12 protein-coding genes are annotated in these 12,118 nt (G+C 71.8%); 6 read left to right on the top strand and 6 right to left on the bottom strand.

The features are described 5' to 3' along the window. Position 1 precedes the first annotated feature (1 nt). A complete protein-coding gene (locus AB0M80_RS22990; protein WP_364568582.1) occupies positions 2-1,459 on the bottom strand; it encodes a hypothetical protein in 1,458 nt (485 codons plus the stop codon). A gap of 87 nt (positions 1,460-1,546) precedes the next feature. On the opposite strand from AB0M80_RS22990, the gene AB0M80_RS22985 reads away from it, so the two are divergent. The 3 genes from AB0M80_RS22985 to AB0M80_RS22975 all read left to right on the top strand — a co-directional run bounded on the left by AB0M80_RS22985 (position 1,547) and on the right by AB0M80_RS22975 (position 5,668). Next, positions 1,547-1,984, top strand: a complete 438-nt coding sequence (locus AB0M80_RS22985) for a PPOX class F420-dependent oxidoreductase (protein ID WP_364568213.1) — start codon at positions 1,547-1,549, stop codon at positions 1,982-1,984. 39 nt (positions 1,985-2,023) lie between these two features. Then, entirely contained in the window at positions 2,024-2,863 is an 840-nt protein-coding gene (locus tag AB0M80_RS22980; protein WP_364568210.1) for a coproporphyrinogen III oxidase, read from the top strand. A 243-nt stretch (positions 2,864-3,106) separates the two neighbouring features. Continuing rightward, positions 3,107-5,668, top strand: coding sequence for a PQQ-dependent sugar dehydrogenase (locus tag AB0M80_RS22975; RefSeq protein ID WP_364568207.1), 2,562 nt, complete (start codon positions 3,107-3,109; stop codon positions 5,666-5,668). A gap of 47 nt (positions 5,669-5,715) precedes the next feature. Here AB0M80_RS22975 and AB0M80_RS22970 read toward each other — a convergent pair whose 3' ends face one another. After that, positions 5,716-6,084 carry a hypothetical protein gene (locus tag AB0M80_RS22970; RefSeq protein ID WP_364568205.1) on the bottom strand — a complete coding sequence of 123 codons (369 nt, stop codon included), beginning with the start codon at positions 6,082-6,084 and terminating at the stop codon, positions 5,716-5,718. A 161-nt stretch (positions 6,085-6,245) separates the two neighbouring features. Between AB0M80_RS22970 and AB0M80_RS22965 the strand changes: the two genes are divergently transcribed. Next, a complete protein-coding gene (locus tag AB0M80_RS22965; RefSeq protein WP_364568203.1) occupies positions 6,246-6,812 on the top strand; it encodes a hypothetical protein in 567 nt (188 codons plus the stop codon). Positions 6,813-6,900: 88 nt separating this feature from the next. On the opposite strand, the gene AB0M80_RS22960 is transcribed toward AB0M80_RS22965, so the two are convergent. Next, positions 6,901-7,509, bottom strand: a complete 609-nt coding sequence (locus AB0M80_RS22960) for a TetR/AcrR family transcriptional regulator (RefSeq protein ID WP_364568201.1) — start codon at positions 7,507-7,509, stop codon at positions 6,901-6,903. A 69-nt stretch (positions 7,510-7,578) separates the two neighbouring features. Between AB0M80_RS22960 and AB0M80_RS22955 the strand changes: the two genes are divergently transcribed. Further along, entirely contained in the window at positions 7,579-8,439 is an 861-nt protein-coding gene (locus tag AB0M80_RS22955; protein WP_364568198.1) for a sterol desaturase family protein, read from the top strand. 1 nt (position 8,440) lies between these two features. On the opposite strand, the gene AB0M80_RS22950 is transcribed toward AB0M80_RS22955, so the two are convergent. Then, positions 8,441-9,400, bottom strand: coding sequence for a glucosyl-3-phosphoglycerate synthase (locus AB0M80_RS22950; RefSeq protein WP_364568195.1), 960 nt, complete (start codon positions 9,398-9,400; stop codon positions 8,441-8,443). Positions 9,401-9,585: 185 nt separating this feature from the next. On the opposite strand from AB0M80_RS22950, the gene AB0M80_RS22945 reads away from it, so the two are divergent. Next, positions 9,586-10,122 carry a hypothetical protein gene (locus tag AB0M80_RS22945; RefSeq protein WP_364568192.1) on the top strand — a complete coding sequence of 179 codons (537 nt, stop codon included), beginning with the start codon at positions 9,586-9,588 and terminating at the stop codon, positions 10,120-10,122. A 16-nt stretch (positions 10,123-10,138) separates the two neighbouring features. Here AB0M80_RS22945 and whiA read toward each other — a convergent pair whose 3' ends face one another. Continuing rightward, positions 10,139-11,131, bottom strand: a complete 993-nt coding sequence (gene whiA, locus AB0M80_RS22940) for a DNA-binding protein WhiA (protein ID WP_364568189.1) — start codon at positions 11,129-11,131, stop codon at positions 10,139-10,141. Next, positions 11,131-12,117 (bottom strand): uridine diphosphate-N-acetylglucosamine-binding protein YvcK, encoded by a 987-nt coding sequence (yvcK, locus tag AB0M80_RS22935; protein ID WP_364568579.1) that lies wholly within the window; start codon positions 12,115-12,117, stop codon positions 11,131-11,133. The genes whiA and yvcK overlap by 1 nt, the downstream gene beginning before the upstream one ends. Between the last annotated feature and the right edge of the window lies 1 nt (position 12,118).

The raw sequence follows: 12,118 nt of genomic DNA, 5'->3' as shown, positions 1-12,118 counted from the left end.
GTCAGGCGACCTCCTCGTTCTCTTCTTCGTCGGCGCGCTCGACGGCGGCCGTGGACAGCAGCAGGTCGGCGCCGCCGAACTCCGGGTCGTCGAGCAGCGTGCCGTCGTCGACGGCCAGCAGCACCTGCCGGTCGCCCTGGCGCCGGGCGGCCCCGACCCCGGGACTGTAGGCGTGGACCGCGCGCAGCGCGACCAGGGCGGGGAGCCCGGGCTGGCGGCTGCGGCGGGCTTCTTCGAGCAGGCCCGACAGCCGTCGCGGCACCTCGGGCAGGTCCAGGAGTTCGTCGGCGGCGCGCCAGACGTCGTCGCCGAACTTGTCGGTGACCTCGGCGGGCATGAGTTCCGGCTCGGGGATCTCCCCGACCAGGTGATCGCGCTCCGGCGCGGGCCGCAGCAGCAGCGAGACGAGCGACGACAGCGACGGCACCACCGGCGGGGTGATCCCGGCGACGGCGTGGAAGAAGTGCTCGACCGGCGCGACGGCGTCGGCCAGCGGCAGCCCGAGCGTCGGCACGAGGAGCTGGCCGAAGAGGTCCAGGGTGGCGCGCTGGGGCGGGCCGGAGAACTGCTGGCGGTCCTGTTCGGCGCGGAACACCGCGCCCGCGTCGGCGAGCCGGGACTGCAGGCGGGTGTGGCGGCGGATGCAGTCGCCGACGATGTCGACGAGCTCGGCGGCGCGGCGCTTGCGGTCGAGGTCCTCGGTCTCGTCGCGGGCGGTGGTGATGTTCTTGAGGATGGCGTTCTCGGCGCGGAACCGGGCCTCGATGTGGCTGAGCGCGTTGTCCAGGAGCTCCGGGACCTCGCGCTCCCAGTCGACCGAACGGACGTCGCGGCGGGTCGCGTCGAGCTTCGCGCGCAGCGTCTCGCCGTACTGGACGGTCCGGTAGCGGGCCTGCTCGGCGGCCAGCTTGGCGTCGGCCAGCCGGCCGCGGTTGATGAGGTTCTCCAGCTTGACCTCGGCGGCGATCTGCGCCGATTCGACGTCGGTGTCGAGGGCGCCGACGAGCACGTTGATGGCCTCGTCGGTGGCGCGCAGGTAGACCTCGCCGTCCGGGGCGGCGAGCTCGACGAGCAGCTTGAAGTCGAACTGGCGCCGCTGGTAGCCGCCCGGCCCGATCGAGCCGTAGACGCGGCGGAACCCGCGGTCGGTGGTGCCGACGTTGATCAGGTTGTCCAGGACCCACTTGGCCACGCGGACGTGCTCCTCGGGCATCCGGGACGGCGCCTGCTGTGCGATGAAGGGCAGCAGCCGATCGATGACCTCGTCGTGGCCGGCGCCGGTGTCGAAGTCCATGGCGATGGTGACCTGGTCGATCGTGTGCAGCGCGATCTCGGCCATCTGGTAGATCGTGGCGTCGGCCCAGTCGAGCTTCGCCTTCCGCGCGTCCAGGTCGTGCAGCGGCGCGGTGCAGGCCAGCGCCTTGAGGCGGCGGGTCAGCCCCTCGTCGGCCAATCCCATCGCGGCCCTGTCGTCGTCTCGCACAGCAGGCCAGGCTAGTCGGCCACCCTCTGCGCACGCGCGGGTGACGGGATAACGTCCTCACTCATGCGTGAGATGAGCCGTGAAGAGTGGTGGCAGTTCGCTTCCGAGGGGACCCGGACCGGCAAGCTGGGCCTGGTGCGGGCCAACGGCGCCGCGATCGTCACCCCGATCTGGTTCCTGCTGGACGAGACCCCCGACGGTGACGAACTGGTCTTCACGACCGGCACCGACACCCTCAAGGGCAAGGCGATCGCCCGGGACCCGCGGATCTCCCTGGTCGTCGACGACCAGGAACCGCCGTACTCCTACGTGCAGTTCACCGCCGAGGCGCGGCTGACCCACGACTACGACGAGATGCTGGCCTGGGCGACCGAGCTCGGCGGCCGGTACATGGGCGCCGAGCGCGCCGAGGAGTACGGCAAGCGCAACGCCGTCCCCGAGGAATCCCTCGTTCGGGCGAAGATCACCAAGGTGATCGCGCGGGCCGAGATCGCCGGCTGACCGCGGTTCGCTGGTAATCTGCCCCCCGGGGGTGGGGGCATGCCTTCAGGGGACAGACGCGACGCCGTCAAGGCGATGATGCGTGCCGGGCAGCGGGAGCTCGTGGCGGAGCTGGAACGGCTGGACGGCGGGGCCCGCTTCGGCCGCTCCGGCGGGGCCCGGCTGCTGGAAGACGGGGACGTTTTCGAGCGTGCTTGCATCCGCTCCGCCTCGACGGCGGACGACGGGTTCTTCGCGGCCGGGCTGTCGGTCGTGCTCCACCCGCGCAACCCGTACGTCCCGGCGTTCGAGGCGCATTTCCGGTACTGCGAATCCGGGGACCTGTGGTGGTTCGCCGGCACGGTGGACCTGAGCCCGTGCTACGGCTTCGCCGAAGACGCGACGCACTTCCACCGGACGCTCAAGGCGTACTGCGACACGTGGGACCCGGCGTTCCACGCGCAGGCGAAGCGCGCCTGCGACGACCACTTCCGGCTGCCGCACCGGGACGAGCCGCGCGGGATCGGCGGGATCGCCTTCGACCACCTGCGCCTGCCGGGCCCGGACGGCTGGCGGCGCGCGGCCGCCTTCACGGTGGCGGGCATCGCCACGATCGCGCCCGCGTACCTCCCGATCGTGCGGCGCCGGGCGGCCCTGCCGCACGGCGAGCGCGAGCGGCGCTGGCAGCTCTGCCGCCGCGGCCGGTACGTGGAGTTCGCCCTCGTCCACGACGCCGCGGCCGCCCGGCCGACCGACGCCGAAGCGATCCTGATGGCGCTCCCGCCACTGGCGCGGTGGGAATCCGGCTGCACGCCGGAGCCGGGGAGCGCGGAGGCCGGGCTGAGTTCCTTCCTCGTTCCGCGCGACTGGGCGGCCGAAACCCCGGTGATCGCAGGCTGACACCCCAGCGCCCCGAGGCCACATCGGGCCGTTGGGGCTGCGCCGTCCGGGCGCTTTCGCCCCGCTGAGCGGGAAAGCGTTTTTCACGGTGGGTAAGGCATCGTGTCCGGTATTGACACGGCCCGCTCGGAAGGTGTGTGATCTGTTCCATAGATAGGAAAGTTTCCTAACTATTGTTGCCGGTGGTCCGCCGACTGTCCGCCCCGGTCACCCCCTGTCCCCGACCCACGCAGGAGGCTCCCAGTGGCACCCCGTCCACCGTGGCGCGCAGTACTGGCCGGTACCGCCGCCGCGGCGCTCGGCCTCACCGCGCTCAGCCCGGTCACCGCTTTCGCAGCGGACACCGCCTACGAAGCCGAAAACGCCACCATCTCGCAAGGCGTCGTCGAGTCGAACCACGCCGGCTACTCCGGCACCGGCTTCGTCAACTTCGACAACGTCGCCGGCAGCTACGTCGAATACGCCGTGAACGCCGCCCAGGCGGGCACGCACACGCTGACCTTCCGCTACGCCAACGGAACCCCCGACAACCGGCCGGTGAAGCTGACCGTCGACGGCGGCGACAAGGGCACCGTCGACTTCCCCGGCACCGGCGCGTGGACGACCTGGAAGACCGCCACCGCGACCGTCCAGCTGACCGCCGGCGTCAACCGGGTCCGCACCACGGCGACCACCGCCAACGGCGGCCCGAACGCCGACCAGCTCACCGACACCTTCACCGCGCCGGTGGACCCCGAACCGCCGTCGCCACCCACGAACCTCAAGGCGAGCACCATCCTGCCGACCGCCGCGACCTTCACCTGGACCGCCGCGACCGACAACGTCGGCGTCGTCCGCTACGAGATCAACCGCGGCGGCAACACCCTCAAGACCGTCGACGGGAACACGACCAGCGCGACCGTCGACAACCTGACGCCGAACACCGCCTACGACATCTCCGTCGGCGCGTTCGACGCCGCGGGCAACCCGTCGCAGCAGAGCAACGTGGTCACCTTCACCACCCCGCCGAGCGACGACACCACCCCGCCCACCGTGCCGGGCAACCTGCGCTCCACCGGCGTGACCGCGAACAGCGTTTCCCTGGCGTGGAACGCCTCCACCGACACCGGCGGCACCATCGCCGGCTACGACGTCTACCAGGGCGCCACGAAGGTCGCGACCACGACGTCGCTCGGGACGACGGTCACCGACCTCAGCCCGAACACCTCCTACACCTTCACCGTCAAGGCCCGCGACCCCAACGGGAACAGCTCCGCGGCGAGCAACGCGGTCACCGCGAAGACCAGCGCTCCCGGCGGCGCCGGTGGCATCCCGGAGTACGACAAGGACATCGCCAAGGTCGACCTCGGCTGGTCGGTGGGCTTCCTGCCGAACGGCAACGCGCTGGTGACCGAGCGCGACCGCTTCGAAGTCCTGCTCGTGACGCCGTCCGGCCAGAAGGCCACGCTGGGCAAGGTGCCGGGCGCGGTCGGCACGAATGGCGAAGGCGGCCTCCTCGGCCTGGCGATCTCGCCGAACTGGGCGGCCGACCACGCGATCTACCTCTACCACACGGCTTCCGGCGACAACCGGATCGTGAAGATGACCTACGACGGCACCACGCTGTCCTCGACGTCGACGCCGGTCCTCACCGGGATCGCCAAGAACCGCTACCACAACGGCGGGCGCATCAAGTTCGGCCCGGACGGCAAGCTGTACGCCACCGTGGGCGACGCGAAGAACAGCGACAACGCGCAGAACAAGAGCTCCCTCAACGGGAAGATCCTGCGGCTGAACCCCGATGGCTCGGCGCCGTCCGACAACCCGTTCTCCGCCACCGGCGGCAACGCGCGGTACGTCTGGAGCTACGGCCACCGCAACCCGCAGGGCCTGGCCTGGGATTCCCGCGGTCAGCTGTGGGCGGCGGAGTTCGGCGAGAGCAGCCAGGACGAGCTCAACCTGATCCAGAAGGGCGGCAACTTCGGCTGGCCCAGCTGCGAAGGCACGCAGGGCAGCTGCAGCGGCTACATCGCGCCGAAGAAGACCTGGTCGACGTCGCAGGCCGGGCCGAGCGGGCTGGAGATCGTCAACGACTGGATCTACATCGCCGGCGTCACCGGTCAGCAGCTGTTCGCCACGCAGATCAACGCGGCGGGCACCGGCGTCGGGACGGTGTCGACGCTGTTCTCCGGCCGCTGGGGCCGGCTGCGCTCGGTCACGAAGACCCCGGACGGCGGGCTGTGGCTGACGTCGACGAACAACGACAAGAACGGCGGCACGCCCTCGGCGCTGGACAACGTGATCGTGCGGCTGAGGTTCCCCGGTGGCACGCCGGGCGGCTTCAAGCTGACCAGCGCCGCCTTCGCCGACAACGCCACCATCCCGGACAAGTACACCTGCGCCGGGGACGGCACGGCGGGCCAGGACCCGTCGCCGCCGCTCGCGTGGGGGGCCGCCGACGGCGCGAAGGGCTACGCCGTCGTGTTCGCCGACGTCGCCAACAGCGGCAACAAGCTGCACTGGGCGATCTGGGACGTCCCGGCGTCGGCGAGGTCGCTGCCGGAGGGCCTCGGCGCCGGGTACACCGTTCCGGACCAGGGCGGCGCCAAGCAGAAGGCGATGGGCAGCGGGGCGAACGCGCAGAAGTTCTTCGGCCCCTGCCCGGGTGGTGCCAGCCACCCGTACACGTTCACGCTGTACGCCCTGAACACCGCGACGGTCCCCGGCCTGACGTCGTCCTCGACGATGGCCCAGATCGAAACGGCGATCAAGGGCGCGTCGACGGCCGGCGTCGTGCTGCGCGGCAAGTCCAGCGCGGCGGCCTAGAAGCCGCGGCGGGGGTGACCGGAGCGGCGCCGGTCACCCCTGCCGCCCTACCCCTGTTCGGCGACGCTGCGCAGGTGGGCGTCGACGTCGAAGCCGTGTTCCTCCAGCCGGCGGCGGGCCAGCAGGAGCTCGTCGGGGGTGAACAGCTCGGCGTACTCCTCGCGGAGCATGGTCGCCTCGGAGCTGCGGCCGAGCTGGTTCTTCTCCCAGAGCACGGTGAACCCGCCGGCGGTGCCCGCCCCGCGCAGCAGCAGGCGGGCCGCCTCGACGCCGCCGTGCTCGCGCACCATGCGCTCGAACTGGGCCGGCCGGTAGCCGAAGTCCTCGGCCATGACCCGGCAGCCGTCGAGCAGGTCCTCGGTGAACCGCGCGGCGAGCCGGGGGTCGGCCGGGGCGGATGCGGCAGGTTCGGGCATGGGACACCTCTCGACGGAACGGCTTCCCTGATTAATCGTGAACCGGCGCGGTTTCGCTACGCCATTCGGGAAGAGAATCGCCGACGAGCACTCTCCGTGTCGCCAAGACGGCAAAAGCGGCAAAACGGGAACTGTCGGTGCTCCCTGCCATCATGACCGGCATGCGAACCGTGGTGCACGGCGACATCCACGTCCACTATGGACAGATCTACGTCCACAGCGAGGGCGGTGCGCCCTTCGAAGGCGACCTCACGGCCTGCTTCGCCGGCCAGCGGAACGGGCTGTGCGGCGCCGCCGTGGCGGGGACGCTCTTCCTGATCACCGGGCTGCACACCGGCGAGGTCGGGTTCACCGCCGAGGTGCACGAGACCGAGCCGCCGGACGACGGCGGCGAGGACGTCGTCGAGGTCTCCTTCCGGGCCGAGGGGCGCGCCAGGCTCGTCACCTGGGGCGGTGAGGACTGGTGGGACCTCGAACTGGCGCCGGGCAGCTACCGCGTCCGCTACAGCGGCACCGGGATGGACGCGGCCCGCGAGCTCGACACCCGAGTCGGCGGCGAGCCCCCGCGGGACAGCTACCTGCTGCGGTTTTGGCCCGCGCCGCCGTCGCCGGACGTCGTCGTCCGGCAGACCAGCGCGGCCGCGGCCTACTGGCACGACTTCGCGCGAAAGCTGCCCCCGCCGCCGAGCTCGCCGAACGGTGAGCGGCGCGCCGGCGGGCCGAACTGACCGGCGCCTCCCGACCCGGCTCCACCTGCCGACCGAAGCCCACGCGGGCGCTGACCGAACCGACCGGACCTCCGAACCCGGCCACGGCTCACCAGCCGAACAGGCCGCCCATGATCCGGGCGCAGCGGGCCGTCATCGCCGCGGCGTCCTCGTCCGGGCGGTCGATCCACCAGCTGATCAGCGAGTCGACCACGCCGGTCCACACCCGCGCGACCGCCTCGATGTCGGCCGGGTCGGCCAGGCCGCGCGAGGTCAGCAGCTGCGTCGCGCCGAGCACGGCGAACGCGTCGAGGCGGCGGCGGTGGTCCGCGGCCGCGGCGGCGATGTCGCCCGTGGCCGGCACCGTCGCGTCGCGCAGGAGGCGCCACGCGTAGCGGTCGTGGTCGAACGTCGTGAAGATCGCCGAGAGCACCTTCAGCGGCATTTGGTCGGGCGCGCCGCCGGCCGCCATGGTCATCGCGACGCCTTCGGTCAGCCGGTCGCCCGCCCGGTGCAGGCAGGCCAGGTAGAGGCCGTCCTTCGAGCCGAAGTACTGGTACAGCAACGGCTTGGTGACCCCGACCCGGCGCGCGATCTCGACCATCGACGCGCCCGCGTACCCGGCCCGGCCGAACTCCTCGGTGCCGGCGACGACGAGCTGGACCTCGCGCTCTTCGCGGGGCATCCCCTTGGTCCCGACCGGCCTTGACTCCGTCACGGGCGAGAGCCTACCGTGCGTAAAGTGACCCAAGGGTAAGTTACCGTCAGGTCAGATCAAGGAGGCGACGTGGCCGAATTCCTGGCGCACCTGCGTGACCCCGTGCTGTTCGCGATTCCGGTGTTCCTGCTGTTCGTGACGATCGAAATCGTGGCGGTGCACGTGCTCGGCCACGACGACAACGTGCTCGGCTACAGCGTCGCCGACACCCGCACCAGCATGCTGATGGGCACGGTCGCGGTCGGCGTCAACGCACTGTTCCGGCTGGTGATGCTCTTCGTCTTCGCCGCGCTGTCCGAGTTCGCTCCGGTCCGGCTCGACCCGCGCGACTGGTGGACGTGGGTGCTCATGCTGCTCGGCCAGGAGCTGGTGTTCTACGCCTACCACCGGGCCAGCCACCGCGTGCGGCTGCTCTGGGCCGGGCACCAGGTGCACCACTCCAGTGAGCACTACAACTTCTCGACGGCGCTGCGGCAGAAGTGGACGCCGTATTTCCAGCTGCCGTTCTGGTCGGTGCTGGCGCTGGGCGGGATCCCGCCGTGGATGATCCTGACCGGCCTGTCGATCGACCTCGTCTACCAGTTCTTCGTGCACACCGAGAAGGTCGGCAAGCTGCCGCGCTGGTTCGAGTACGTCTTCAACACCCCGTCGCACCACCGCGTCCACCACGGCAGCGACGCGGAGTACCTGGACGCCAACTACGGCGGCATCCTGATCATCTGGGATCGGCTGTTCGGCAGCTTCGTGCCCGAAGGCAAGCGGCCGACGTACGGGCTGACGACGAACATCGGGACGTACAACCTGATCAAGGTCGGCTTCCACGAGTACGGCTCGATCCTGCGCGACCTGCGCGCGGCGCGGACGTGGCGCGAGCGCGCGGGGTACGTGTTCGGGCCGCCCGGCTGGCGGCCCGAACACGTGCCCGCGTGAGCTACGCGATGTCCCGCAGCGCGAGGCTGTCCAGGGGCGGCCGCTGCGGTGAGGTCAGGTCGGTCAGTACGATCTCGCGCTCGACACCGGGTGACGTCCCGCGCCGGAACTGCGCGAGCAGCGTCGCCGGCGGGGCCGCGGTGACCATCCGGCCATGACGCTCCAAGCGGTCGAAGAGCGTCTGCATGATCTGCCCGGCCATCCGGCCCAGCGCCTGGGTGCTCTGGTGGCGGTGCGCGCGGTGGCCGAGGTCGACCTGGGCGAGCGCGTCCAGGCCGCGCTGTTCCAGCAGGTCGATGAGGTGCCCGACCTCGACGCCGTAGTTCGCGACGAACGGGATGCTCTCCAGCACTTCCCGGCGGCCCGCGTATTCACCGGCCAGTGGCTGGACGAACCCGGCGAGCTCCGGCCAGAACATGTTGAGCAGCGGGCGGGCGACGAGTTCGGTGACCCGGCCGCCGCCGTCCGCCTCGGTGCCGAGCGGACGGTGGTAGAAACCCTTGACGTAGGCGACCGACGGGTCGGTGAGCAGCGGGCCGAGCAGCCCGGTGACGTAGTCCGTGGTGAAGTCGTGCAGGTCGCCGTCGACGAAGACGACGAGATCACCGCTCGTCGCCGCGACGCCCTTCCACAGCGCTTCACCCTTGCCGGCCAGCCCGCCGAGCTCGGGGAAGACGGCGTCCTGCGCGACGACGGTGGCCCCCGCGGCGGCGGCCACTTCGGCCGTGGCGTCGGTGGACCGGCTGTCGACGACGAGGATCTCGTCGACGAGCACGCCGTACAGCTCGTCCCGGATCGCCGCGACGATCGCACCGACGGTGGCTTCCTCGTTCCGGGCCGGAATGACCACCGACACCGTGGTCCCGCGCTTGGCCGCGACGAGCTCCCGGGTGGTCCAGTCCCCGGCCTTGCTGCTGCGCCGGGTGATCCAGGTGCCGATTTCCGGCGAAACCTGCAGCATGCGTTTCCCCTTCCCTCGTTCGCTTCCGAGGTTCCGGGTGCCGCGTTTCGAGGACCGCTCCGCGGCGCTACCGCGGTGTTACGAGATGGCCGATCGCGTTAACGGGGCGCGCGGGAACCTGCTGACCAGCGACGGCGCGCGTCGACCCCGCGCGACGCTACGATCCAGGCGGCAAAGGGGGGCTCATGACAGCTGCGCACGACGACAAGGACCGGCGATTCCGCCTGGACGTCCTCGCCACCACCGTCCAGGAGGAGCTGATGGCGGCCGGGCTGCCGGTACTGTCCGGCAACGATCCGATCGGCTCGGTCGGCGCCGTCGTGCACGCCGACGTGCCGGGGCTTCGCGGTGTGACGGTCGACTGGCAGGCCCACACCCTCTTCTGGGACGCGAGCCAAGAGGCCATGGCCGAGGACCCGCACCAGGAAGGCGCCGAAGGCCAGGCTTTCGGCCGGCTGGCGGTCGCGGTCGGCGAGGCGATGGCCGAGGCGATGCGGAAGATCCTCACCGCAGCCGGGCTCGAGGTCGCCGACAGCGGCAACGACTACGCGCCCGATCAGCTGCTGGTCACCCGGTGCCTGGCCCGCTCGCCCTGGCAGGTGCGCCGCGATGCCAAGTTCGAACGGCAGCAGGAGGCGATGCGCGCGGCCTGGAACGCGAAGCACGAGGCCGAATGCCCGCACCACGGGCCCGCCGCCGGCCGCGCGGACGACGACCGCTGACCGCGCCGCGGGCCGGTCAGGCGTCTTCTTCCTCGAGCATCTCCGGCGTGACCGCCGACTCGGTGTCCGGGATGTTCAGGTCCTTGGCCCGCTTGTCCGCCATCGCCAGCAGGCGGCGGATGCGGCCCGCCACCGCGTCCTTCGTCATCTGCGGCTCCGACAGCTGGCCCAATTCCTCGAGGGACGCCTGCCGGTTGGACAGCCGGAGCCGGCCCGCCGCCAGGAGGTGGTCCGGGGCCGTGTCGCCGAGGATCTCCAGCGCGCGCTCCACCCGGGCCGCCGCCGCCACCGCCGCGCGGGCCGAGCGGCGCAGGTTCGCGTCGTCGAAGTTGGCCAGGCGGTTCGCCGTCGCGCGGACCTCGCGGCGCATCCGGCGTTCTTCCCACTGCAGGACGCTCGCGTGCGCGCCCAGCCGCGTCAGCAGCGCGCCGATCGCGTCGCCGTCGCGGACGACCACCCGGTCGGCGCCGCGGACCTCCCGGGACTTCGCCTGGATACCCATCCGGCGCGCCGCGCCGACGAGGGCCAGCGCCGCCTCCGGGCCGGGGCAGGTGACCTCGAGCGACGACGAGCGGCCCGGTTCCGTCAGCGACCCGTGCGCGAGGAACGCGCCCCGCCATGCCGCTTCCGCGTCGGCCACGCCGCCGGACACCACGGCCGCGGGCAGCCCGCGCACCGGGCGGCCGCGCTGGTCGATCAGCCCGGTCTGCCGGGCCAGGCCCTCACCGTCCTTCACCACGCGCACGACGTACCGGGTGCCCTTGCGCAGCCCGCCGCTGGCGGTGATGACGTGGACGTCCGAATGGTGGCCGTAGAGCTCGTGGATCTCCTTGCGCAGCCGTCGCGCGACCGAGCCCGTGTCCAGCTCCGCCTCCACGACCACCCGGCCGGCCACGATGTGCAGCCCGCCGGCGAAGCGAAGCAGCGACGCGACCTCCGCCCGGCGCGGCCCGATCTTCGTGATCTCCAGCCGGCTCAGTTCGTCCTTCACCGAAGCGGTCATCGCCATTACTGCCCCTCCCTGCCTTTCGCTCCTCCCCCGTGCTCCCCGCCGAGACCGAGAGCCTCCCGCATGCACAACGCGAGCGCATCAGGATCATGCCGTCCCGCCACTTCGGGGTCGGCGACCGCCCCCAGGTGCGTCCGCCCGCCCAGCCGTTCCGCCGCGCGGCGGAGATTCGCCGGGTCGGGCACCGAATCGCGGTCCGCGATCACCGCGTCGACCCGCAGATCGGGCGCGTGCTCGAAGAGTACGTCGAGGTGCCGCTCCGGCGAGAATCCCGCGGTTTCCCCCGGCTGGGGGACAAGGTTGAGGACGAGCACCTTCGTCGCGGCCGTCCGCACCAGTGCGTCGTGCAGCCCGGGCACCAGCAGGTGCGGCAGGACGCTGGTGAACCACGAGCCCGGGCCGAGGAACACGACGTCGGCGTTCAGCACCGCTTCCACCGCTTCGTCGCACGCCAGCGGCGGGCGTCCCGAACGGCCCGGCGAACGCAGGCTGACGCGCTGCACCTGCCCGGGCGTCGACGCGATCGCGACCTGACCGCGGATCGTGCGCACCGCCGCCGGGTCCTCGCTGTCGAGGCCGCTGACCTCGCCCTCGATGTCCAGCGGCTCCGGCGACATCGGCAGCACGCGGCCCGAGACGCCCATCAGCCGGCACGCCTCGTCGAGCGCGGCGACCGGATCGCCGAGCACTTCGAACAGCCCGGCCAGCAGCAGGTTCCCCACCGCGTGCCCGGCCAGGGCGCCGTCGCCGCCGAAGCGGTGCTGGAAGACCTCGGCCCACAGCGTGCCGCCGTCCTCCGCGGCGAAGGCGGCGAACGCCTGCCGGAGGTCGCCCGGCGGCAGCAGCCCGAGTTCCCGCCGCAGCCGGCCGGACGATCCGCCGTCGTCGGCCACGGTCACGACCGCGGTGACGTCGGGGGTGACCCGCCGCACCGCGGACAGTGTGGCGTGCAGTCCGTGGCCGCCGCCGAGGGCGACCGCGCGCACG

The organism is Amycolatopsis sp. NPDC051045 (genome assembly GCF_040682955.1).
Lineage (GTDB): Bacteria > Actinomycetota > Actinomycetes > Mycobacteriales > Pseudonocardiaceae > Amycolatopsis.
This window is presented reverse-complemented; position numbering and strand designations above follow the sequence as displayed.